Raw genomic sequence first — 22,674 nt, 5'->3', positions numbered from 1 at the left:
CTTGTCGATCTCGTCGAGGAAGACGATCCCGTTGTCCTCGACCTCGCGGACGGCCTCCTGGATCAGGGCGTCGTTGTCGACGAGCTTGTCGGATTCCTCGGCGAGCAGCGGTGCGTAGGCGTCGCGCACGGTGACGCGGCGCGGCTTGCCCTTCGCGCCGCCGAGCGCCTTGCCCAGCATGTCGCCGAGGTTGATCGCCCCCATCGAGGCGCCCGGCACGCCGGGGATGTCGAACATCGGCAGGCCGGCGGGCGGGCCGGAGGCGAGTTCGAGCTCGACCTCCTTGTCGTCGAGTTCGCTGTTGCGCAGCTTCTTGCGGAAGCTGTCGCGGGTCGCTTGGCTCGCGGTCGGGCCGACGAGGGCGTCGAGGATGCGGTTCTCGGCGGCCGCCTCCGCCTTGGCCTTGACCCCGCGGCGCTTCTCCTCGCGCCGCAGGCCGATGCCGACCTCGACGAGGTCGCGCACGATCTGCTCGACGTCGCGACCGACGTAGCCGACCTCGGTGAACTTGGTGGCCTCGACCTTGAGGAAGGGCGCGCCCGCGAGCCGGGCGAGGCGGCGGGCGATCTCGGTCTTGCCGCAGCCGGTCGGCCCGATCATCAGGATGTTCTTGGGCGCGACCTCGTCGCGCAGCGGGCCCTTCAGCTGCTGGCGCCGCCAGCGGTTGCGAAGGGCGATGGCGACCGCGCGCTTGGCATCGTGCTGGCCGACGATGAAGCGGTTGAGTTCGGAGACGATCTCGCGGGGGGAGAAGGTGGTCATCGGGCTCCTATCGGGTGCGGCAGACGGGCCGCGAGCGAGGGGGGAAGCGCGCGCAGCGTGAGGCGGCGCAGGTCCTTCCAGGCGATGCTCAGGGCCAGCACGAACAGCCCGAGCACGAGCAGGCTGTAGGGCAGGGCCCCGTTGGCGAAACCCGCCTCCCGGATCAGCGTCCCGAGCGCCACGCTCGCGTAGACGAGACCCGAGACGAGGATCGCCCGCCTGTCGGTGACGAGGGCGACGAGGGCGAGGACCCAAACGAGGGCGAGGACGAGGGAGGCCGTGGCCGGACCCGTCCCGCCCGCCTGGATCAGGCCGAGCACCGGATGGACGATGAGAGGCGCCGCCAGGAGATGCAGCCAGAAGGCGATGTCCGTGCGGCGCGTGACCCGGCCCGGGTCGGACAGGTCGAAGCGCATGGCGAGGGCGAAGACCGCGAGGCCGAGGGCCGCGGCGAGCCCGGAGCGCCCCGCCCCGCCCCAGTCCGGCCGGACCGCGTCGAGGAGGCCGAAGGCGCCGACGACGAGGATCGCGACGCCGGCGGCGACGGTGATCGGGACGCGAAAGCGGCGATAGTGGGAGGCGGCGAGCGCCCCGGCCGCGAGCGCGGCCCAGATCTGGGCGAGCATGCCCGCCTCGGTCGCCGCCGTGCGGCCCGTGACGACGCTCCAGAATCGCAGGTCGAGCGAGATCGCGCTGCCCACCGCCATGAAGGCGGCACCGACGAAGGCCGCGAGGAGGACGATGCTCGGCAACGCCATGCGGCGGCGGCGGGAGAACAGCTCCGCGAGCCCCCAGGCCAGCCCCGCGACGAGGGCCGATCCCGCGGACGGCCCCAGGCGTACGCTCGCGAGGGAGGCCGTCGTGCCGAGCACCAGGAGGATGCCGATCGTCACGAAGATGTCGGAAAAGCCGGTGACGAAGCGCACGCGCTCGTCCTCGTCGGCGAGATCGGACGATGCCGGGCCGCCCTCGCGGCGGAGCGCGGCGAGGGCGGCCGCCTGCGCCTCGCTCACGATGCCGCGGGCCACCGCGCGCTGAAGGAAATCCGAATCGTCCACCGGCCAAGCCCCTGCCCGCCCTCCCGCGCCGGGGTGGCGGCCGTCCTGCCGGGGATTTAAGCGTCCGCGGCCGGCCCCGAAAGGCACGGCCGCGTCTTTTCGGCCGGGCTCAGGCCGCGCGCACGCCGCTCACGAAGCCGTCGACCTCCCGACCGAGCGTCTCCGACTGGCGGCTGAGGTCGCCCGCCGCGGCGAGGACCTGCGTCGCCCCGCTGCCGGCCTGGAGCGCCACGCGCTGCACCTGGGCCATCGTCTCGGTGACGGCCTGGGTGCCGCGCGCCGCATCGTTGACGCTGCGGGCGATCTCCTGGGTCGCCACCTGCTGCTCCTCGACCGCGGCGGCGACGCCGAGGGCGATCTGGTGCACCGTGCCGATCGTGTCGCTGATCTCGCCGATGGCGCTGACCGTGTCCCGCGTGGCGTCCTGGATGGTGGCGATCTGCGCCGTGATCTCGTCGGTGGCGCGCGCGGTCTGCGAGGCCAGTTCCTTCACCTCGGCGGCGACGACGGCGAAGCCCCGTCCCGCCTCACCGGCCCGCGCCGCCTCGATCGTGGCGTTGAGCGCCAGCAGGTTCGTCTGGCCGGCGATGTTCGAGATCAGGGCGACGACCTCGCCGATGCTGGAGGCGCTGCGGGCGAGCATCTGCACGCGCTCGTTGGTGCGGCGCGCGCTCTCGACGGCGCCGGACGCGGCCTGCGAGGTCTGGGTGACCTGCATGCCGATCTCGTTGGCGGTGGCGGCCAGTTCCTCCGTCGCGGTGGCGACGGCCTGGACGTTCATCGAGGTCTCGTTGGCCGCCGCCATCACGGCGCTCGATTGCCGGTTCGTCTGCTCGGCGTTCGAGGCCAGGGTGCGGGCCGTGTGCTCCAGCTCGGAGGCCGCGTCCGCGAGGGTGCGCACCAGGCCGCCGACGCTGCCCTGGAAGCGGTCGGCCAGGCCGTTCATCTCGACGCGCTTGCGGGTGCTCGCCTCGTTGCTCGCGAGGTCCTGGTTGCGGCGCAGATCCGCCGTCTCCTGCATCGAGGCCGCGAAGACCTGCATGCTGCGCCAGATCGCACCGATCTCGTCGCGGGTGGGGCTCACCGGCGGCAGGTTGTGATCGCCCTCGGCGAGCCGGCGGATCGCCGCCGCGACGCCCGCCAGCGGCCGCGAGATCTGCCGGTAGCCGACGAAGCCGCCGAGCGCCGCGCAGGCCAGCGCGCCGCCGACGGCGATGAGCAGGAGGAGACGCAGCCGCTCCGCGTAGAGGTCGTCGGTCGCCTTGTCGATCGCCTCGACCTGGGCCCGGCTCCTCTGCACGAGGGAATCGACGCCGGCCTGGAAGGCCTTGCGGTTCGCCCGGTTCTCGTCGTTGAAGCCGAGTTCGGTCGCAGCCTTGGGCGACACCTCGACGCCGCGCTTGGCCAGCTCGGACCGCAACGCCGTGAAGGCGGCCGCGTCCTTGAGAACCTGCTCGAAGACGGGCCGGTCGGCGTCGGAGACGAGGGGTGTCCATTCCTTGAGGAGCGCGTTCAGCGCGGCGAGGCTCTTCATGAGCCCGTCGGCGTATTTCCTCGCTTCGGCCGTGTCCGCGGAAGCGTAGATGCCGCGGGATTCCACCACCACCTCGGTCACGAGCCGGTTGAGATTCGCCCCGTTGAGCGCGTGCACCGACGTGCGCTTCACATCCGTGATCGCATCGTTGAACGTGTGCAGCGTGGTGATACTGACCGCCGCGCCCGTGAGCGTGACGAGCGTGCAGGCTCCGACGAAGCCGAGGATCTTGGTCTTGATCTGCATTTTGCAACCTACAGGCGCATTCCCTCCTGCGGACGTTGCAAGAAACTGCTCAAGACACGGTTAACGTGACTAAAAATCAGTCAGTCGCCGTATCGAGCGCTTCGATGACGAGGTTGCCGTTCGTGTAGACGCAGATCTCGGCCGCGATGCCGAGCGCGCGGCGCACGATCGCCTCCGCATCGTGCGCGCTGTCTTCGAGCGCCCGCGCGGCGGCGAGGGCGAAATTGCCGCCCGAGCCGATCGCCATGACGCCACCCTCTGGCTCCAGCACGTCGCCGCTGCCCGAGAGCAGGAGGCCGACATCCTTGTCGGCGACCAGCATCATCGCTTCGAGGCGGCGGAGATAGCGGTCGGTGCGCCAATCCTTTGTCAGCTCGACGCAGGCGCGGGTGAGCTGCCCCGGATATTGCTCGAGCTTCGCCTCCAGGCGCTCGAACAGGGTGAAGGCGTCGGCGGTCGCGCCCGCGAACCCGCCGATCACCGCGCCCTTGGCGAGCCGCCGGACCTTGCGGGCGTTGCCCTTCACGATGGTCTGGCCGAGGCTCACCTGCCCGTCCCCGCCGATGACGACGCGCCCGTTCTTGCGCACCATCAGGATCGTGGTGGCATGCATCTGCGGCGGCTGGCCGGCTTCGGGATGGGGCACGGAACGCTCCGGTCGGGGACATCGATACCGCGCTCAGGTAGGCGCTCCGGGGCGGCGCTCCAACCCTATCCCGGGAAGCGCCCGAAGCGGGGCAGCGCGTCGAACCGCTCGAACCAGCCGGGCGCCTCCGCGGTCTGGATTCGGGCCTGCGGGGGCAGGGCATCGGGATCGTCGAGGGTCGCGGTCTGAACGTCGACCTGTCCCGGAAAGATGGATTCGTTCCGGTAGAAGAGCCCCGTGCCGCAGGTCCCGCAGAATTCCCGCAGCGTGCCGGGGGAGGATTCGTAGCGCACGGGCTCGCCGGTGATCGCGAGGCGCTCCTGCGGGAACAGCGCCCAGGCCACCATCGGCGCCCCGGCCGAGCGGCGGCAATCGGCGCAGTGGCAGAGGGACGAATGGGCCGGCGCGCCCTCGGCGGCGTAGCGGACCGCGCCGCAGCGGCAACCTCCCGTCAGAACCATCGCCGATCCTCCTCCCCGCCTGTGTGGCATGCCCGTCCGAGGCCCGGCAACCCGGGCTCAGGTCACGACGGTGATCGCCTGGGCCGCGCGCGTCAGGCCGGTATAGAGCCAGCGGGCGCGGTGCTCGCGGAAGGCGAAGGATTCGTCGAAGAGCACCACCTTGTCCCATTGCGAGCCCTGCGCCTTGTGCACGGTGAGCGCGTAGCCGTAGGTGAACTCGTCGGTCTCCCGGCGCAGGAAGGCCGGGATCTCCTCCTCCGAGCCCTCCATCACGGCGCGCAGGACCTTGATGTCGGTCGGGCGGCGGCGGAGCGCCGGGTCGTCCTCCGGGACCACGTCGAGGCGGACCGTGTCGGGGCGCGGCGGGGCGCGGAGCGCGTGCACCGTCCAGGTCGAGCCGTTGAGGAGCCCCTTCGTCCGGTCGTTCCTGAGGCAGACCAGCTTCTCGCCGACCGCCGGCATCGGGTCGGTCTGCCCGCCGAGTTCGCGGATGCGGTTGTTGTAGAGGCGGCGCGTCTTGTTCATGCCGACCAGGACCTGATCGGATTCGAGCACCATCATCGGGTCGAGATCGCGCCGGGAGATCACGCGGCTCAGGCCGTAATCGCCGCGCTCGAGCCGCCCGCCCTCGCGCACCGTCATGGCCATCCGGACGATCGGGTCGTCGGCGGCCTGGCGATGGACGTCGGTCAGCATCACGTCGGGCTCGGCCTCCGTGAAGAAGCCGCCGCCGCGCACCGGGGGCAACTGGGCCGGGTCGCCCAGCACGAGGACCGGCTTGTCGAAGGAGAGGAGGTCGTTGCCGAGGTCGGAATCGACCATCGAGCACTCGTCGATGACGATGAGCTCGGCCTTCGCCGCCGGGCCGGAGCGGTTGAGGGTGAAGGTCGGGCCGCCCTCGTCCGTCTCCTTGGTGCGGTAGATCAGGCTGTGGATCGTCTGCGCGTCGTGGCAGCCCTTCTGGCGCATCACCGAGGCCGCCTTGCCCGTGAAGGCGCCGAACACGACCGGGCCGTCGACATCGTCGGCGATGCGGCGGGCGAGCGTGGTCTTGCCGGTGCCGGCATAGCCGAACAGGCGGAAGACCTGCGCGCCGCCCCCTCTTCGCCACGCGTCGATGGCCTTCAGCGCCGCGTCCTGCTGCGGCGCGAAGCGCGTCGGCAGGTCGCTCACGGCCAGCGGACGGTGGGCGGCAGCGAGGACAGGATCGAGGCGACGTTGCCGCCGGTCTTCAGGCCGAAGATGGTGCCGCGATCGTAGAGCAGGTTGAACTCCACGTAGCGCCCGCGCCGCACCTGCTGCTCCAGCCGGTCGGCCTCGGTCCAGGGCGCGGCGAGGTTCGCCCGCACGATCTCGGGATAGACCTTGAGGAAGGCCTGGCCGACGTCGCGGGTGTAGGCGAGGTCCGCCTGCGGGTCGCCGGTCCAGTGATAGTCGTAGAAGATGCCGCCGATGCCGCGGGGCTCGTTCCGGTGCTTCAGGTGGAAATACTCGTCGCACCACGCCTTGTAGCGGGCGTAATCCGCGGCCGGGGCATGCGCCTCGCAGGCCGCGCGGAGCGCCGCGTGGAAGGCCTTCGCGTCCGGGTCCTCCTGGCTGCGCCGCCTGTCGAGCACCGGGGTCAGGTCGGCCCCGCCGCCGAACCACGCCTTGGTGGTCACCACGAAGCGGGTGTTCATGTGCACCGTGGGCACGTTCGGGTTCCACGGGTGGGCGATGAGCGAGATGCCCGTGGCGAAGAAGCGCGGGTCCTCCGCCGCGCCCGGCATCTGCGCCCGGAACTCGGGCGCGAACTCGCCGTGAACGGTCGAGATGTGCACCCCGGCCTTCTCGAAGACCCGGCCCTTGATCATCGCCATGACGCCGCCGCCGCCCGGTGCGCCGCTGTGGTCGGTCCGCTGCCAGGGCGTCTTCTCGAATCGGCCCGCCTCGACCGGGGCGTCCGGATGGACCGGGCCCGACGCCTCGTCCTCGATCGCCTCGAGGGCGGCGACGATCCGGTCGCGCAACGTGGCGAACCAGGCGGCCGCCTCGCTCTTCAGGGCGGTCAGATCGCCCTCGAAGGGCAGGGGGGCGGGCTTCGGAATCGGGGCGTCCGTCATGGGATCAGGCTTTCCCATCCGGCGGGCAAGCCGTCAATTCGGCGGAGCGAGGTTCCGCCGCGACGCGCCAGGTCAGGCCGGCCCCTGGACGATGACGCCGTACCAGCCCTGGCCGCGATAGGTCTCGTAGCCGGGCGTGCGGTGGAAGGCGGTGACCGCGCCGCGCGGATCGGTCGCGACGCCGCTCGCCCGGTCTCCCGGCGCGAAGGGGAGGGTCTCGGACAGAGCCCCGCGCTCGTCCGAGGCCGCGAGCACCCGGCGATGCGCGTCGACCAGCAGCACGCGGGTCCGCCCGCGATCCTCGGGCGCAAGGCGCACGCCCTGCACGATGGCCCGCGCCTGCGGTTCCCAATCGAAGTGCACGGCGAGAACGCCGAGCGTGCGCCCCTGTGCCCGCCCGCCCTCGCGCACGCCGGCCGCAAAGGTGGCGACGGGAGCCCCCCCGAGGCGCGCCTCGCGGGCCACGTCGGCGCAGACGTAGGAATCGCCGTCGCGAAGGCCCGTGGCCTCCCGGAACCACGGCTCGTCCGCGACGCGCGCGCCCCGGACGCGGGGGTAACGGTCGGGCCGGCCGTTGGCGAGCACCGTCCCGTCGGCGTCGCAGAGCCAGATGTCGAGGTAGACCGTGTAGGCGGACAGGATCACGCCGAGGCGCTCGCCCGCATGCGCGGCGGCCTCGGCACAGGGGCGCGCGGCGCAATCCGTCACGGCCGCGTCGGTCGCCCACCAGCGCACGTCGCAGGTCCGTTCGTACAGGTTGCGGTCGATGAGCTCGACCGCGTTGAGCGCCAGATCGACGAGCCGGTCGCCCTGCGCCCGCACCGCCATCGCGCCGACAGCCCGCTGCAACTCGCCGATGCGTCCGGAGAGGTGGGTCTCGAGTTCGCGGGCGATGGCCTCGACCTCCACCCCGACAGCCCGCACCTCCTGGGCGACGACCGAGAATCCGCGCCCCTGGTCTCCCGCCCGTGCCGCCTCGATCAGCGCGTTCAGCGCCAGCATCTTCGTCTGGGAGGTGATCTGCTGGATCCGGCCGATCTTCTCGCAGGCGACGCGGTTCACCTCCGCGGTGAGGCGCGAGATGGTCGTCAGGCCCGGCGCCGGGGCGTCGATCGGTGCGATGCCGGCGTCGAGCAAGGGCGCGCCCTTCAGGTCAGACAGCGTGTCTCTACTGCTGAGATAAGCCGTTCATTGACTAAAAATCAGATAACGCCTACGGTGATTGCTGACTCTGCCTACATTATGACCGTCCAGCCCGCGCATCTTGATCAACTGAGATCGCCGGAACTGTTCAGACCTGACCTTTTCGCTCTCACGCTTCGGCTGCCCCCGGGCCGAGCGGCGTCGGCAGCACCGCGACGCGTGGTTCAGGTCGTGCCCGGAGAACTGGGAGCGCCCTCCGCGCCCATCTGCCCGCCCGTCTGCCGGATCGCCTCCCCGAGGATCATTGCGGCGCAGACCGCGACGTTGAGCGAGCGCAGCCCCGCCTGGATCGGCACGACGATGCGGGCATCCGCCGCCGCGTGGACGCTCTCGGGCACGCCCGCCGATTCGCGGCCCATCAGGAGGCAGTCGCCGGGGGCGAAGGCGAAGTCCGTGTAGGGCAGGGCGCCGCGCGTGGTGGCGAGGACGAGGCGGTGCCCGGCCCCGCGCCGCCACGCCTCGAACGCGGCCCAGGAGCGGTGGCGGGTGATCGCCACGTGATCGAGATAGTCGAGGCCGGAGCGGCGCAGGTGCCGGTCCGAGACGTCGAAGCCGGCCGGCTCGATGATCTCGACGGCGAGCCCGAGGCAGGCCGCCATGCGCAGCATCGTGCCGGTGTTCTGGGGTATGTCGGGCTGGTAGAGGGCGAGGCGCAGCATCGAACCGTCACGAGGCAGGGACCCGTGCGGCATCGCCGCCCGGTTGGCAGAGCGTCAAGAGCGCATACATCGGGGGGCTCACCCGGAAACCGGTCCAGCCCCATGTTCCTCGACTGGCTCGAGCGCCGCATCGACCCGTTCGCGCCCTTCGACGAGGGGCGCATGCCGCCGAAGACCGTGCTCGGCTTCGCGGCCTTCTACCTGCGGCCGATCCGGGCGGCGCTCCTCGTGCTGCTCGTCATCTCCCTCGTGGCGGGCACGATCGAGGCCTCGCTCTACCTGCTGATGCGCTGGTTCATCGACCTGATGAGCACGGCCGACCGGGCGAGCGTCCTGCACGAGCACGGCGTCGCCATCGTGGCGGCGTTCGTGCTCGTGGGGGTGGTGCGCCCGATCTCGATCTGGCTGCATGAGGCCGTCTCGAACCAGCTCGTCGTGCCCCAGGCCACGAACCAGGTCCGCTGGCGCGCCCATCTCTACACGCTCGGCCACTCGCTCTCGTATTTCCAGGCGGATTTCGCGGGGCGCCTCGCCAACCGGGTGGTGCAGGTGGGGCCGGCCGTGCGCGAGCTCGCCGTCGTCTTCATCGACACGCTGCTCTACGTGGCGATCTACGCCATCACCGCGGTCGGCCTGTTCGGCTCGATCTCGCCCTGGCTGGCGCTGCCGGTCGTCGCCTGGGTCGTGGCCTACGCCGCGCTCACGGCCTGGTTCGTGCCGCGCGCCCGCGAGCGCTCGCACGCCACCGCCGACACCCGCTCCACCCTCGTCGGGCGCGTGGTCGACAGCTACACCAACATCCTCACCGTCAAGCTCTTCGCCCGCACGCAGGAGGAGCGCGCCGCCGTGCGCGAGGCGGTTGACGTCCACACGAAGGCCTACCTGCACCAGTTCCGCCTCGTCACGGCGACGACGGGGCTGCTCGGCATCCTCAACAGCCTCCTGATCCTGGCGACGGGCAGCGTCTGCTTCCTGCTCTGGCAGCGCAACGGCCTGACCACGGGGGAGGCCGCGGCCGGCCTCGCCCTGGTGCTGCGCCTCATCGCCATGTCGGGCTGGGTGATGCAGACGGTGCGCGGCATCTTCGAGAATGTCGGCGTCATCCAGGAGAGCATGCAGACGGTCTCGCGCCCGCACGCGGTCGTCGACGCCGCCGACGCCGGGACGCTCCGCGTGACCGGCGGCGAGATCCGCTTCGAGGGCGTCGACTTCCATTACGGCCGGGGCGACGCCAACGTCATCGAGGACCTGAACCTCACGATCCGGGCGGGCGAGAAGGTCGGCCTCGTCGGCGTCAGCGGCGCGGGCAAGACCACGATCACCTCACTGCTCCTGCGCCTGCACGACCTCGAGGGCGGCCGCATCCTCGTGGACGGGCAGGACATCGCCGGGGTGAGCCAGGATTCCCTGCGCTCGGCCATCGCGGTCGTGACGCAGGACACCTCGCTCCTGCACCGCTCGATCCGCGACAACATCGCCTACGGCCGGCCCGAGGCGAACGAGGCCGAGATCGAGCGGGCGGCGCGCCTCGCCCACGCCGACGGCTTCATCCGCGACCTCGCTGACCACCAGGGCCGGCGCGGCTACGAGGCGCAGGTGGGCGAGCGCGGGGTGAAGCTCTCGGGCGGCCAGCGCCAGCGCATCGCCATCGCCCGGGTGATCCTGAAGGATGCCCCGATCCTCATCCTCGACGAGGCGACCTCGGCCCTCGACAGCCAGGTCGAGGCGGCGATCCAGGAATCCCTCGACACCTTGATGGCGGGCAAGACCGTGCTCGCCATCGCGCACCGCCTCTCGACCATCGCCGCCCTCGACCGGCTCATCGTCATCGACGAGGGACGGATCGTGGAGGAGGGGACGCACGCGGAATTGATCCGCCGTGGCAGCCTCTACGCCCGCCTCTGGGAGCGGCAATCGGGCGGCTTCCTCGCCGACCGCAAAGGCGACGGTTCCGGGGACGGTCCGGGAGACGGGCCGGGCGACGCGCAGGAGCGTCGAATTCCTGACGTGGTCCGGCGCTAGACCCTCCGGCCATCGACGCACGCAACGAATCGACGGGCCGGAGCGCCGCCCGCACGCCATCTCGGGATCTCGGACATCATGTCGGCACTCGGCCTCGCGGCGCCCGGCGCGCGGGAACGGGCGATCCGTCGCCCCCGCGGCACGGAGCTTCGCGCCACCCTCGCGCTCGCCGCACCCCTCGTCCTCACGAACCTCGCCCAGCACGGCCTCGTGACGAGCGACGTGGTGATCCTCGGCCGCCTCGGCGCCGGGCCGGTCGCCGCGGGCGCGCTGGCGACGAGCCTGTACTTCGTGCTGTTCATCTGCGGCATCGGCCTGACCATGGCGGTGGCGCCCCTGATCGCGGAGACGCGGGGGCGGGCGCGGACGGGCGCGGCCGCGGCCGGGGACCCGGACGAGGTCCGCCGGATCGTGCGGGCCGGGTTCTGGGCGGCGACGCTCGCCGCCTTACCGCTGATGCTGCTCCTCTGGCACACCGGCGCGCTGCTGCACGCCCTCGGCGAGCCGGCCGAGCTCGCGGATGCGGCCGGCACCTACCTGCGCGGCCTGCAATGGGCGATGTGGCCGGCCGTCCTGTTCCTCGTCCTGCGCTCGACCCTGACCGCCCTGCAGCGGCCGGGCTGGCCGCTCGCGGTGAGCCTGTCGGCGCTGCCCGTGAACGTGCTCCTCGCGGTCTCGCTCGCCTTCGAGGGGGGCCTGGGGCTCGGCCCGGTCGGGGTCGCGCTCGGGACCACGCTCACCGCCTTCCTCAGCCTCGCCGCCCTCTGCGCCGTGGTCGTGGCCGATCCGGGCTTCCGGCGGCACCGGATGCTGCACCGGCTCTGGCGGTTCGATCCGGCGCGATTGAAGATGCTCGCCGGCCTCGGCGTGCCGATGGCCGCGACCGGCCTCGCCGAGGCCGGCCTGTTCGAGGCGGCGGTGCTCGGCATGGGCCTGTTCGGCACGGCGCAGCTCGCCGCGCACGCAGTCGTGATCCAGATCGCGGCCTTCTGCTTCATGGTGCCGAACGGCATCGCGCAGGCCGCGACCGTGCGGGTCGGCCTCGCCTACGGCGCCCGGGACGCGGCCTGGATCCGCCGCGCGGGGCTGGTGGCGCTCGGCCTCGCCCTCGGCTTCATGGCCCTGTGCGCGCTGGTGCAGGTGAGCCTGCCCGAGACCCTGATCGGCCTCTTCCTCGACCTCTCGGCCCCCGAGAACGCCGCCGTCCTTCCCACCGCGACCGGCTTCCTGCTGCTCGCCGCCCTGTTCGCGGTGTCGGACGGCGTGCAATCGGCGGCCCTCGGGATGCTGCGCGGGCTCCAGGACACGCGCGTGCCCATGCTGATCGCGCTCGTGGGCTACTGGGGCATCGGGGTGCCGGTCGGCGCCGGCCTCGCCTGGGGCGCGGGGCTCGAGGGAAAAGGCATCTGGCTCGGCTTCTGCGCGGGCCTCCTCGTGGTGGCCTGCCTCCTCGTCGCCCGCTGGTTCCGGCTCACCGGGCTCCGGCAGCCGGGGCTGGCCCTCGGCGCGGCCCGGTAGAGGCGCCTCGACGCGCCGCGCCGGGTCCGCCGCGCGCCCGGAACGCGGCGCCTTCGCCCGGGAGCGGGGGCCGCGGCCACAATCCTGCCGATTGTGCACCGCTGCGGCGCGGGTCAGCTTGACTTCGGGCGACGCGCGGTCGCATTGCACACTTTAGAACGATAATGCTTCGGTCCCCCACGGGCTGGCGTTCCTCACGAGCCTCATAGGTCCCGGCCGCCGGTCAGACGCGGCCGGACCCGTCGTTTGCATGCTTGGAGTTTCCGACCTTGGCAGACACCGTGGCCACAGGCGTTGCCGCCCCGCACGGGGCTGACGGAACGCGACGCGATTTCCTCTTCCTCGCCACTGGAGCGGGCCTCGCCGTGGGCGTCGGCGCCGTGGCGTGGCCCTTCGTCTCCTCGATGGCCCCGGATGCCGCCACCATCGCGGCCGGCGCGCCGATCGAGGTCGATCTCGCCCCGATCCAGGACGGCCAGATCATCAACGTCTTCTGGCGCGGCAAGCTGATCTTCGTGCGCAACAGGACCGAGAAGGAGATCCAGGATCTCCGCGCGGTCCCGATGTCCGATCTGATCGATCCGCAGACCGACGCCGCCCGCACCAAGGAGGGCCACGAGAAGTGGCTCGTGGTCTACGGCAATTGCACGCATCTCGGCTGCGTGCCGGCGGGCCATTCGGGACCCTATGACGGCTGGGCCTGCCCCTGCCACGGGTCCCTCTTCGACGCCTCCGGCCGCGTGCGCCGAGGCCCCGCCCCGAGCAACCTGCCCGTCCCGCCCTACGCCTTCCAGTCCGACACCAAGATCCGGATCGGCGAAGAGGGCGGCGGCAAGGCCGCGGCCTGACCTGAGGGAGATGCGGGTAGCACCATGAGCGCTCACGCCACCACCTACGTCCCGAAGAGCCGCTTCGCGAAGTGGTTCGAGTCGCGCCTGCCGATCGCGGGCCTGATCCACTCCTCGTTCATCGCGTTCCCGGTGCCCCGGAACCTGAACTACTTCTGGACCTTCGGCGCGATCCTGATCGCGATGCTCGGCATCCAGATCGTCACCGGCGTCTGGCTGGCGATGCACTACACCGCTACCGCGACCGAGGCGTTCAACTCCGTCGAGCACATCATGCGCGACGTGAATTACGGCTGGCTGCTGCGCTACGCGCACGCCAACGGCGCCTCGATGTTCTTCGTGGCGGTCTACATCCACATCTTCCGCGGCCTCTACTACGGCTCCTACAAGGCCCCGCGCGAGGTGCTCTACATCCTGGGCGTCATCATCTACCTGCTGATGATGGCCACCGCCTTCCTCGGCTACACCCTGCCGTGGGGCCAGATGAGCTTCTGGGGCGCGACCGTCATCACCAACATCCTGGCGGCGATCCCCGTCGTCGGCGACACGATCCAGAGCCTGCTCTGGGGCGGCTACTCGGTCGGCAACCCGACCATCAACCGCTTCTTCTCGCTGCACTACCTGCTGCCCTGGATGATCGCCGGCGTCGTCGTGCTCCACGTCTGGGCGCTCCACGTCACGGGGCAGAACAACCCGACCGGCATACCGATCAAGTCGGGCAAGGACGCGGTGCCCTTCACCCCCTACGCGACGATCAAGGACGTGTTCGCCACGGTGGTGTTCATGATCCTGTTCGCGTGGTTCATCTTCTACCAGCCGAACTACCTCGGCCACGCCGACAACTACGTCCCGGCCAACCCCGCCGTGACCCCGGCCCACATCGTTCCCGAATGGTACTTCCTGCCGTTCTACGCGATCCTGCGCGCGGTGCCGGACAAGCTCGGCGGCGTCATCCTGATGTTCGGCGCGGTCCTGATCCTCGCCTTCGCCCCCTGGCTCGACACTTCCCGCGTCCGCTCGACCAACTACCGGCCGATCTACCGGCAGTTCTTCTGGCTGTTCGTGATTGTCTGCATCGTGCTCGGCTGGCTCGGCGCGAAGCCCCCGGAGGGCGGCTACGTCCTCGCGGCGCGCATCTGCACCGCCTACTACTTCGCCCACTTCCTCCTGGTGATGCCGCTGGTGGGCCTGTTCGAGACGCCGAAGGCGCTGCCGGGCTCGATCCTGGAGAGCGTCACCGGGCCGGGCAAGCAGGTGAGCGGCTCGGGGCTGCCGGCGGGTGCTGCCGCCGCGCCCACGACCAAGGGTTGAGGACAGGGAACACGAGAGAGACATGAAGACGACACGCGTCCTCGCCGCCTCCCTGTTCGCGGCCCTTCTCGGCGCCTCCGCGCTCCCCGCGCTCGGCGCCGAGGCGCCGCAGCCTCCGCGCGAGAAGTGGAGCTATGCCGGGGTGTTCGGCCGGTTCGACCAGGCCCAGCTCCAGCGCGGCTTCCAGGTCTACAAGGAGGTCTGCGCCGCCTGCCACAGCATGAAGCTCGTGGCCTTCCGCAACCTCTCGCAGGAGGGCGGGCCGGGCTACAGCGCCGCCCAGGTCAAGGCGCTCGCCGCGACCTATCAGGTCAAGGACGGACCGAACGATTCGGGCGAGATGTTCGAGCGCCCGGGCCGCCCGGCCGACACCTTCCCGCCGCCCTTCCCGAACGACCAGGCGGCGGCCGCGGCGAACGGCGGCAAGGCGCCGCCGGACTTCTCGGTGCTCGCCAAGGCCCGCACCTACGAGCGCGGCTTCCCCTGGTTCATCTCCGACGCGCTGCCCTTCGTCGGCTACAGCGAGCAGGGCGTGGACTACATCCACGCGCTTCTCAACGGCTACGAGGATCCGCCCGAGGGCAAGGAGGTGCCGGCCGGCACCTACTACAACGAGTATTACCCGGGCCACCTGATCGCGATGCCGAAGCCGATCAGCGACGGGCAGGTGACCTACCCGAAGAACGACAAGGGCGAGCCGGTCGTGCCGGAGACGGTCGACCAGTATTCGAAGGACGTCGCCGCCTTCATGGCCTGGGCGGCCGAGCCGCACATGATGGCCCGCAAGGCGCTGGGCTTCCGGGTGATCCTGTTCCTGATCCTGCTCTCGGGCCTGCTCTATTACGTCAAGAAGCGGGTCTGGGCGGATGTCGGCGGGGAGGTTCACGGCCTCCAGCCGGAGCTGCACAAGACCTACTGAGGCGCGCGGCCACGCGAACCTCGCCGGACGGGCCCCGCGCGGGGCCCGTTCTCGTTTGAAGGCCGCCCTTGCGGCGCGCCCCGCGCGCGTGCAGGGTCGCCGGCGCGGGCCGCCGCTCCCGTTCGGGAGAGGCCGGTTTCGCGGGACGCGGACCGGGCGAGGCGTGCGACCTCTCCGGACAGGCTTGATCCCTCACCCCAGCCCTCTCCCGGACGGGAGAGGGGGCGCCACCCGCCTGTCTCATCCGGCGCGGCGCAGGCCACGGGCGCGCGGCGCCCCTCACGAACGGACTCGACGGCATGACGGCAGCGGTGCTCGGGGTGATCGGCGGTTCCGGCGTCTACGACCTGCCGGGCCTGGAGGAGGTGCGCGAGGAGCGGATCGGCTCGCCCTGGGGCGAGCCCTCGGACGCCCTGCGGATCGGGCGCATCGGCGAGACCCGGGTCGTGTTCCTGCCCCGGCACGGGCGCGGGCACCGGCTCTCGCCGTCCGGCATCAACTACCGCGCCAATATCGACGTGCTGAAGCGGGCCGGCGTCACCGACCTCGTCTCGCTCTCGGCCTGCGGCTCGTTCCGCAACGAGCTGCATCCGGGCCTGTTCGTCCTCGTCGACCAGTTCGTCGATCGCACGCATGGCCGCGCCTCGTCCTTCTTCGGCAATGGCTGCGTCGCCCACGTCTCCCTCGCCCATCCGGTCGGGCCCGGGCTGCAGAGGCGGATCATCGCGGCCGCCGAAGCCGAGGAGATCCTGGTCCATCGCGGCGGCACCTACGTCTGCATGGAGGGGCCGCAATTCTCCTCGCTGGCGGAATCGAAGTTCTACAAGGCGCAGGGCTTCGACGTGATCGGCATGACCAACATGCCGGAGGCCAAGCTCGCCCGCGAGGCCGAGATCACCTACGCCACCATCGCCATGGTGACCGATTTCGATTGCTGGCACCCCGGCCACGACGCCGTCGACGTCGCCTCCGTGATCGCGGTGGCCCGGGCCAATGCCGACCGGGCGGCCCGGCTCGTGGCCCGGCTCGCCCGCGACTTTCCCGCCGCGCGCGAGGATTGCCCCGTCGGGTCGCACAAGGCCCTCGACGGCGCCATCATGACGGGGGCGCAGCACCGCGACCCGGCCCTGGTGGCCAAGCTCGACGCGGTGGCGGGCCGCGTCCTGCGCGCCTGAGCGGCGCGTCCCCGCCTTTTCGCCGGCCGCCGATGTGACAGGCGGCCCTTTGATGCTTAGAAGGCGCGAGCCGGCCCTCCTGCCGGCTCCGCGAACCCCTTGAAGGCACGATGCGCGCTGCCAGCCTCAGCCGCCGGACGGCGGAGACCGACGTCACCGTCTCGATCGACCTCGACGGGACCGGCAAGGCCGACATCGCCACCGGCGTCGGCTTCCTCGACCACATGCTGGACTTGTTCGCCCGGCACGCCCTGTTCGACGTGACCGTGAAGGTCGAGGGCGACCTCCACGTCGACCAGCACCACACCCCGGAGGATGCGGGCATCGCGCTCGGCCAAGCCTTCGCCAAGGCGCTCGGCGACAAGCGCGGCATCGCGCGCTACGCCGACATCCACCTTCCCATGGACGAGACCCTGAGCCGGGTGGCGCTCGACATCTCGGGCCGCCCGTTCCTCGTCTTCCGGACGCAGTTCCGCGTCGAGAAGATCGGCCAGTTCGACACCGAGCTGGTGCGCGAGTGGTTCCAGGCCTTCGCCATGAATGCCGGGATTACCCTGCACGTCGAGACGCTCTACGGCGACAATGCCCACCACATCGCCGAGAGCTGCTTCAAGGGGCTGGCGCGGGCGCTCCGCGGCGCCGTCGCCGTCGATGCGCGCGAGGAGGGCCGCGTGCCCTCGACCAAGGGCTCGCTCTGAGGCGTGCCGCCGCCCCGCGGGGCAGGAGGACGGGACATGCGAAGCTACACGCTGCACCTGCCGCGGGATGCGAGAGCGGGCGAGTCGCTCGGGCTCGACCGGGCGCAGATCGTGCCGGACGGGTTCTCCTGGGGCGCCTTCGCCTTCTCCGCCCTGTGGTTCTTCTATCATCGCCTCTGGCTCGCGGGGCTCGGCGTGCTCGCCGGGCTGGTCGCGGTGGCGGTGCTGGGTCGCGTCCTCGGCCTGTCGCCTTTCATGGGCTCCCTCGTCACGCTCCTCGTCTCGATCCTGATCGGCCTCGAGGCGTCGAGCCTGCGCCGCTGGACGCTCGCGCGCCGCGGCCGGCCGGTGCGGGACGCTGTCGTCGCGGGCTCGGTCGCGGAGGCCGAGAACCGCCTGATGGCGCGCTGGCTCGATCCCGTCGCGGGCCCGCCCCGGTCCGTGGCCCCCGCCTTCCCGGCCGGGCCGAGCCGCGGGACCGAGCGGGCCATCGGGATGTTTCCCTTCCAGGAGGGCCGCCGGTGAGCGGCCGCGCGAGCATGAGGACGCGTCCAGCGTGAGCGAGGAGACCGTCGCGATCATCGATTACGGCTCGGGCAACCTGCATTCGGCGGCGAAGGCCTTCGAGCGCGCCGCCCGCGAGGCCGGGCTCGACCGCACCCGCATCGTGCTGACGAGCGAGCCGGAGGTCGTGGCGGCGGCCGAGCGCGTCGTGCTGCCGGGCGTCGGCGCCTACGCCGATTGCCGGCGCGGCCTCGACGCGGTGCCCGGCATGGTCGAGGCGATGACGGGGGCCGTGCACGGGCGCGGGCGGCCCTTCCTCGGCATCTGCGTCGGCATGCAGCTGATGGCGACCCGGGGGCTCGAATACGAGACCACCGCCGGGCTCGACTGGATCCCCGGCGATGTCGGGCCGATCCGCCCCGCCGACCCGGCGCTGAAGGTGCCGCATATGGGCTGGAACACGCTCCACCCGGACAGGCCGCACGCGCTCCTCGACGGCATCGCGACCGGCGAGGGCGGCCTGCACGCCTATTTCGTGCACAGCTACGCCCTCAAGGCGGACCGGCCGGAGGAGGTCGTCGCCCACACCGAGTACGGCGGTCCCGTGACGGCGATCGTCGGGCGCGACAACCTCGCGGGCACGCAGTTCCACCCCGAGAAGAGCCAGCGCCTGGGCCTCGCTCTCATCGCCAACTTCCTGCGCTGGCGGCCCTGAGCCGGCAGCCCTCACACCGAGACGAGTCCCCGAACCGTGATCCTGTTCCCCGCCATCGATCTCAAGGAAGGGCGCTGCGTGCGCCTCGTGCAGGGCGACATGGCCCAGGCGGTCGTGTTCAACGACGACCCGGCGGCGCAGGGCGCGGCCTTCGAGGCGCAGGGCTTCTCCTGGCTGCACGTGGTGGATCTCGACGGCGCCTTCGCGGGCGCGCCGATGAATGCGGCGGCCGTCGACGCGATCCTCGCCCGGGTGAGGCTGCCCGTGCAGCTCGGCGGCGGCATCCGGGACATGAAGACCCTGGAGGCGTGGCTCGCCAAGGGCGTCAGCCGGGTCATCATCGGGACGGCGGCCGTGCGCGACCCGGCCTTCGTGCGGGAGGCCGCCCGCCTCCACCCGGGCAAGATCGCGGTCGGCATCGACGCCAAGGACGGGCGCGTCGCGGTCGAGGGCTGGGCGCAGACCTCCAGCATGACGGCCGAGGAGCTCGGGCGCCGCTTCGAGGACGCGGGCGTCGCCGCGATCATCTACACCGACATCGCCCGCGACGGCATCCTGAAGGGGCTCAACATCGAGATGACCCTGGCGCTCGCGCAGGCCGTCAGCATCCCCGTCATCGCGTCCGGCGGCCTCGCCTCGATCGAGGACGTGCACCGCCTGCTCCAGCCGGATTGCGCGATGCTCGCCGGCGCCATCACCGGCCGCGCCCTCTATGACGGCCGCATCGACCCGGCGGCGGCGCTCGCCGCGATCCGCGCGGCGGAGCGGGGGCCGCACTGAGACGGTAGGGAGGCTCTCGTGCTCAAGACCCGCATCATCCCCTGCCTCGACGTGAAGGACGGGCGCGTCGTGAAGGGCGTGCAGTTCCTGGAACTGCGCGATGCCGGCGACCCGGTCGAATCCGCCAAGGCCTACGACGCGGCGGGCGCGGACGAGCTCTGCTTCCTCGACATCACGGCGAGCCACGAGGCCCGCGGCACACTCCTCGACGTGGTGAGCCGCACGGCCGAGGCCTGCTTCATGCCGCTCACCGTCGGGGGCGGCGTGCGCACGGTCGAGGACATCCGCACCCTGCTGCTCGCCGGCGCCGACAAGGTCTCGATCAACACCGCCGCCGTGAAGGACCCCGACTTCGTGGCCCGCGCCGCGGAGAAGTTCGGGAGCCAGTGCATCGTCGTGGCGATCGACGCCAAGCGCACCTCCGCGCCGGGCGAGCCGGCCGCCTGGCAGATCTTCACCCATGGCGGGCGCACGCCCACCGGCCTCGACGCGATCGAATTCGCCCGCACCGTCACGGCCAGGGGCGCGGGCGAACTCCTCGTCACCTCGATGGACAAGGACGGGACGCGCTCGGGCTACGATCTCGGCCTGACGCGGGCGATCGCGGACGCGGTGAGCGTGCCCGTCATCGCCTCGGGCGGCGTCGGCGGGCTCGACGATCTCGTGGCCGGGGTGCGGGACGGGGGCGCCAGCGCCGTGCTCGCCGCCTCGATCTTCCATTTCGGCGAGGCGAGCGTCGCGGAGGCCAAGGCCCACATGGCCGCCGCCGGGCTCGCGATGCGCCTCGGTGTGTAAAGGCCGCCGAGTGTCAGCGGCCGCGCTTGCCGTGCGTCCGGCGTTGACGCAGTTTCGCGCAACATCAGGTGACGACGATGCGCCCCGCAGCCCTGGCGACATGACCGCGACATGAGCGATTTCACCCTCGACGACCTCGCCGCCCTCGTGGCCGACCGCGCCGCGGCGCCGGTCGACGAATCCTACACGGCGAAGCTCCTCAGCGGCGGCCCGGCCAAGCCCGCCAAGAAGCTCGGCGAGGAGGCGGTCGAGGCGGCCATCGCCGCTGTGCAGGGCGACCGGGCGGGCCTCGTCTCGGAAGCCGCCGACGTGCTCTACCACCTCGTCGTGCTGCTGCGGGCCGGCGGCGTCGGGCTCGACGAGGTGATGGCGGAACTCGCAAGGCGCACGGCGCAGAGCGGCCTCGCCGAGAAGGCCGCGAGGCGCCACACGTGAACGCCGTCTTCGGGTCGCAGAATCCGCTCCCCGAGCCCGATCCCGGCCCCGGTCAGGACCCGGTGACGGGGGAGGGGCCGCAGAGCCTCTCGCCCTACCGGCTGTTCAAGCGGGAGGAATGGGCGCAGCTGCGCGCCGACACGCCGCTGACCCTGAAGGCCGAGGACATCGAGCGGCTGCAATCGATCAACGACCCGATCTCGGTGGAGGAGGTCGTCGCGATCTACCTGCCGCTGTCGCGCCTGCTCTCGCTCTACGTCGCGGCCACGCAGGGCCTGTTCAAGGCGACCCAGCGCTTCCTGCTCGCCGAGCGCGAGACCAAGGTGCCCTACATCATCGGGCTGGCGGGCTCGGTGGCGGTGGGCAAGTCGACGACGGCGCGCATCCTCGCCGCGCTGCTGGCCCGCTGGCCGAACACGCCGAAGGTCGATCTCGTCACGACGGACGGGTTCCTCCTGCCGAACGCGGAGCTCGCCCGCCACGGGGCAATGGACCGGAAGGGCTTCCCGGAGAGCTACGACACGGCGGCGCTCCTCCAGTTCCTCCACGACGTGAAGGCCGGCCACAAGCGGGTGACGGCCCCGCTCTACTCGCACCTCGTCTACGACCGGGTGCCCGGGGAGGAGCGGGTGGTGGAGAGCCCCGACATCCTGATCGTCGAGGGCCTGAACGTGCTCCAGCCGGCGCGCCTGCCGCGGGACGGCACCGCGATTCCCTTCGTCTCGGACTTCTTCGACTTCTCGATCTACCTCGACGGGCACGAGGACGACCTGCATCGCTGGTACGTGACCCGCTTCATGAAGCTGCGCCAGACGGCCTTCCGCGACCCGCGCTCCTACTTCGCGAAATACGCCGAGGTGCCGGAGGAGGAAGCGCTGCGCATCGCCGACCACCTCTGGACCTCGATCAACCTGCCGAACCTGCGCGAGAACATCCTGCCGACGCGGCAGCGGGCGAGCCTGATCCTCGCCAAGGGCGCGAGCCACCGCATCGAGAGCGTGGCCCTGCGCCGGCTGTGAGCCCCGCCGCTCACGCGAACGGGAACACCGCCTCCGTCACGTAGGGTCCGCCCCCGGTCGATTCCCGCGCCGAGAACAAAGCGACCCGTGTCGCGGTGAAGCGCAGGGGCTCGAAGATCGGGGCCTGGGAGAGATACATCGCCACCGCCTCCGGGTTCGCCTCCCGGCGCAGCCGCGCCAGCGTCACGTGCGGCGTGAACTTGCGCCGCTCCGGCTCGGCCCCGGCCCGGCGGGCGATGCGCTCCTGCTCGGCCTGCAGGTCGAGAAGGTCCGGCCCGGGGGCCACGGCCGCCAACAGGGCCCGCGGCTTGTCGCCGCCGAAGCTCGACAATCCTTCCAGCGTGATCGGGATCGGCCCGCGCGGGCGCGCCTCCGCGAGCCCCTCGCAGAGATCCTCCGCGACCGCGCCGTCGACGTCGCCGAGGAAGCGCAGGGTGATGTGGTAGTCGACGGGCTCGATCCAGCGCGCGCCGGGCAGGCCGCCGCGGAAGCGCGCCAGCGCCTCGCCGATCTCGGGCGGGATCTCGAGCCCCGTGAAAAGCCGCGGCATGGGCGCCTCACTGCGAGGAGGGTTTCAGCTGACCCAGGAAGCTCTCGACGGTGGGCAGGATTCCGGCGACGACGGCCTCGACGCCCTTGGCGTTCGGGTGCATCCCGTCCTCGAGGCTGAGGCCTCGCTCGCCGGCGACCCCCTGGAGAAAGAACGGGTAGAGCGTGGCCCCGTATTTCCGGGCGAGGTCGGGAAAGATCGCGTCGAAGCGGGCGACGTAGTCCGGCCCGAGATTGGCCGAGGCGCGCATCCCGGCGATCAGGACCGGGATGTTGCGCTCCCTCAGCCGGCCGAGGATCGCGTCGAGGGCCTTGCGCGTCACAGCCGGATCGGTGCCGCGCAGCATGTCGTTCCCACCGAGTTCGAGGATCACGCCGTCGGTGCCGTCAGGGACCGACCAGTCGAGCCGGTCGAGCCCGGCGGTGGTGGTGTCGCCCGAAACCCCCGCATTGGCGACCGTGACCGCGTGGCCCTTGGCCCGCAGCGCCCGCTCCAGGGCGGCCGGAAAGGCGGCGTCCGCCGGCAGGCGGTAGCCCGCGGTGAGGCTGTCGCCGAAGGCGACGAGGGTGAGCGCGCGCTCGGCCGGCGCGGCGGAGAGCCCGGCCGGGAGCGCGCCGAGTGCGGCAAAGAGCACCAGCAGCGTCGCCGCGCGCCGCCCGACTTGGCGTTCCGGCCGGGGGCGGCCCATATCCTCCCGGCGTTGCCGCGTCGCCG

24 protein-coding genes are annotated in these 22,674 nt (G+C 71.6%); 13 read left to right on the top strand and 11 right to left on the bottom strand.

The features are described from left to right. The 9 genes from E1J50_RS01635 to E1J50_RS01595 all read right to left on the bottom strand — a co-directional run. Nucleotides 1-762 (bottom strand): AAA family ATPase (locus E1J50_RS01635; protein ID WP_132249722.1); only part of this gene is annotated, 762 nt, incomplete at its 3' end. Then, entirely contained in the window at nt 759-1,820 is a 1,062-nt protein-coding gene (locus tag E1J50_RS01630) for a hypothetical protein (protein WP_132249720.1), read from the bottom strand. The genes E1J50_RS01635 and E1J50_RS01630, both read right to left, overlap by 4 nt. A gap of 109 nt (nt 1,821-1,929) precedes the next feature. Beyond that, complete coding sequence (locus E1J50_RS01625) at nt 1,930-3,600, bottom strand: methyl-accepting chemotaxis protein (protein ID WP_132249718.1); 1,671 nt, start codon at nt 3,598-3,600, stop codon at nt 1,930-1,932. Between the two features lie 76 nt (nt 3,601-3,676). Further along, on the bottom strand, nt 3,677-4,213 hold the full coding sequence (gene hslV, locus E1J50_RS01620) for an ATP-dependent protease subunit HslV (RefSeq protein ID WP_132249742.1): 537 nt from the start codon (nt 4,211-4,213) through the stop codon (nt 3,677-3,679). Nucleotides 4,214-4,311: 98 nt separating this feature from the next. Further along, a complete protein-coding gene (locus tag E1J50_RS01615; RefSeq protein WP_132249716.1) occupies nt 4,312-4,707 on the bottom strand; it encodes a GFA family protein in 396 nt (131 codons plus the stop codon). 57 nt (nt 4,708-4,764) lie between these two features. Beyond that, nucleotides 4,765-5,886 carry an ATP-dependent DNA helicase gene (locus tag E1J50_RS01610; protein ID WP_132249740.1) on the bottom strand — a complete coding sequence of 374 codons (1,122 nt, stop codon included), beginning with the start codon at nt 5,884-5,886 and terminating at the stop codon, nt 4,765-4,767. Further along, nucleotides 5,877-6,809, bottom strand: coding sequence for an oxygen-dependent coproporphyrinogen oxidase (gene hemF / locus E1J50_RS01605; protein ID WP_132249714.1), 933 nt, complete (start codon nt 6,807-6,809; stop codon nt 5,877-5,879). The genes E1J50_RS01610 and hemF overlap by 10 nt, the downstream gene beginning before the upstream one ends. Nucleotides 6,810-6,881: 72 nt before the next feature. After that, on the bottom strand, nt 6,882-7,946 hold the full coding sequence (locus E1J50_RS28295; RefSeq protein WP_281024539.1) for a methyl-accepting chemotaxis protein: 1,065 nt from the start codon (nt 7,944-7,946) through the stop codon (nt 6,882-6,884). Nucleotides 7,947-8,176: 230 nt separating this feature from the next. Next, a complete protein-coding gene (locus E1J50_RS01595) occupies nt 8,177-8,671 on the bottom strand; it encodes a tRNA (cytidine(34)-2'-O)-methyltransferase (RefSeq protein WP_132249712.1) in 495 nt (164 codons plus the stop codon). Nucleotides 8,672-8,773: 102 nt separating this feature from the next. Here E1J50_RS01595 and E1J50_RS01590 point away from each other — a divergent pair, with 102 nt between their 5' ends. The 13 genes from E1J50_RS01590 (at nt 8,774) to coaA (ending at nt 21,410) form a co-directional block, all read left to right on the top strand. Continuing rightward, nucleotides 8,774-10,693, top strand: coding sequence for an ABC transporter ATP-binding protein (locus E1J50_RS01590; protein WP_132249710.1), 1,920 nt, complete (start codon nt 8,774-8,776; stop codon nt 10,691-10,693). A gap of 78 nt (nt 10,694-10,771) precedes the next feature. Beyond that, complete coding sequence (locus E1J50_RS01585) at nt 10,772-12,211, top strand: MATE family efflux transporter (protein ID WP_132249708.1); 1,440 nt, start codon at nt 10,772-10,774, stop codon at nt 12,209-12,211. A 269-nt stretch (nt 12,212-12,480) separates the two neighbouring features. After that, nucleotides 12,481-13,059 (top strand): ubiquinol-cytochrome c reductase iron-sulfur subunit, encoded by a 579-nt coding sequence (gene petA, locus E1J50_RS01580; protein ID WP_132249706.1) that lies wholly within the window; start codon nt 12,481-12,483, stop codon nt 13,057-13,059. Between the two features lie 24 nt (nt 13,060-13,083). Then, on the top strand, nt 13,084-14,370 hold the full coding sequence (locus tag E1J50_RS01575) for a cytochrome b (protein WP_132249704.1): 1,287 nt from the start codon (nt 13,084-13,086) through the stop codon (nt 14,368-14,370). A 22-nt stretch (nt 14,371-14,392) separates the two neighbouring features. Then, entirely contained in the window at nt 14,393-15,289 is an 897-nt protein-coding gene (locus E1J50_RS01570; protein ID WP_132249702.1) for a cytochrome c1, read from the top strand. 299 nt (nt 15,290-15,588) lie between these two features. Beyond that, nucleotides 15,589-16,464 carry an S-methyl-5'-thioadenosine phosphorylase gene (locus E1J50_RS01565; protein ID WP_132249700.1) on the top strand — a complete coding sequence of 292 codons (876 nt, stop codon included), beginning with the start codon at nt 15,589-15,591 and terminating at the stop codon, nt 16,462-16,464. A gap of 110 nt (nt 16,465-16,574) precedes the next feature. Further along, complete coding sequence (hisB, locus tag E1J50_RS01560) at nt 16,575-17,162, top strand: imidazoleglycerol-phosphate dehydratase HisB (RefSeq protein WP_132249698.1); 588 nt, start codon at nt 16,575-16,577, stop codon at nt 17,160-17,162. Between the two features lie 36 nt (nt 17,163-17,198). Further along, nucleotides 17,199-17,687: a DUF2628 domain-containing protein gene (locus tag E1J50_RS01555; RefSeq protein WP_132249696.1), complete on the top strand. Its 489-nt coding sequence runs from the start codon at nt 17,199-17,201 to the stop codon at nt 17,685-17,687. A 31-nt stretch (nt 17,688-17,718) separates the two neighbouring features. After that, on the top strand, nt 17,719-18,381 hold the full coding sequence (gene hisH / locus E1J50_RS01550) for an imidazole glycerol phosphate synthase subunit HisH (RefSeq protein ID WP_132249694.1): 663 nt from the start codon (nt 17,719-17,721) through the stop codon (nt 18,379-18,381). A gap of 36 nt (nt 18,382-18,417) precedes the next feature. After that, nucleotides 18,418-19,161 (top strand): 1-(5-phosphoribosyl)-5-[(5-phosphoribosylamino)methylideneamino]imidazole-4-carboxamide isomerase, encoded by a 744-nt coding sequence (gene hisA / locus E1J50_RS01545; protein WP_132249692.1) that lies wholly within the window; start codon nt 18,418-18,420, stop codon nt 19,159-19,161. Nucleotides 19,162-19,179: 18 nt separating this feature from the next. Next, nucleotides 19,180-19,956 (top strand): imidazole glycerol phosphate synthase subunit HisF, encoded by a 777-nt coding sequence (gene hisF / locus E1J50_RS01540; protein WP_132249690.1) that lies wholly within the window; start codon nt 19,180-19,182, stop codon nt 19,954-19,956. Nucleotides 19,957-20,067: 111 nt separating this feature from the next. Further along, nucleotides 20,068-20,391, top strand: coding sequence for a phosphoribosyl-ATP diphosphatase (locus E1J50_RS01535; protein WP_132249688.1), 324 nt, complete (start codon nt 20,068-20,070; stop codon nt 20,389-20,391). Nucleotides 20,392-20,453: 62 nt separating this feature from the next. Further along, a complete protein-coding gene (gene coaA, locus E1J50_RS01530; RefSeq protein WP_132249736.1) occupies nt 20,454-21,410 on the top strand; it encodes a type I pantothenate kinase in 957 nt (318 codons plus the stop codon). Nucleotides 21,411-21,420: 10 nt separating this feature from the next. Here coaA and thpR read toward each other — a convergent pair whose 3' ends face one another. Next, complete coding sequence (thpR, locus tag E1J50_RS01525) at nt 21,421-21,960, bottom strand: RNA 2',3'-cyclic phosphodiesterase (RefSeq protein WP_132249686.1); 540 nt, start codon at nt 21,958-21,960, stop codon at nt 21,421-21,423. Nucleotides 21,961-21,967: 7 nt separating this feature from the next. After that, nucleotides 21,968-22,648, bottom strand: a complete 681-nt coding sequence (locus E1J50_RS01520; protein ID WP_132249684.1) for an arylesterase — start codon at nt 22,646-22,648, stop codon at nt 21,968-21,970. Nucleotides 22,649-22,674: the final 26 nt, after the last annotated feature.

The sequence above is a fragment of the Methylobacterium segetis genome (genome assembly GCF_004348265.1).
GTDB lineage: Bacteria > Pseudomonadota > Alphaproteobacteria > Rhizobiales > Beijerinckiaceae > Methylobacterium > Methylobacterium segetis.
This window is presented reverse-complemented; position numbering and strand designations above follow the sequence as displayed.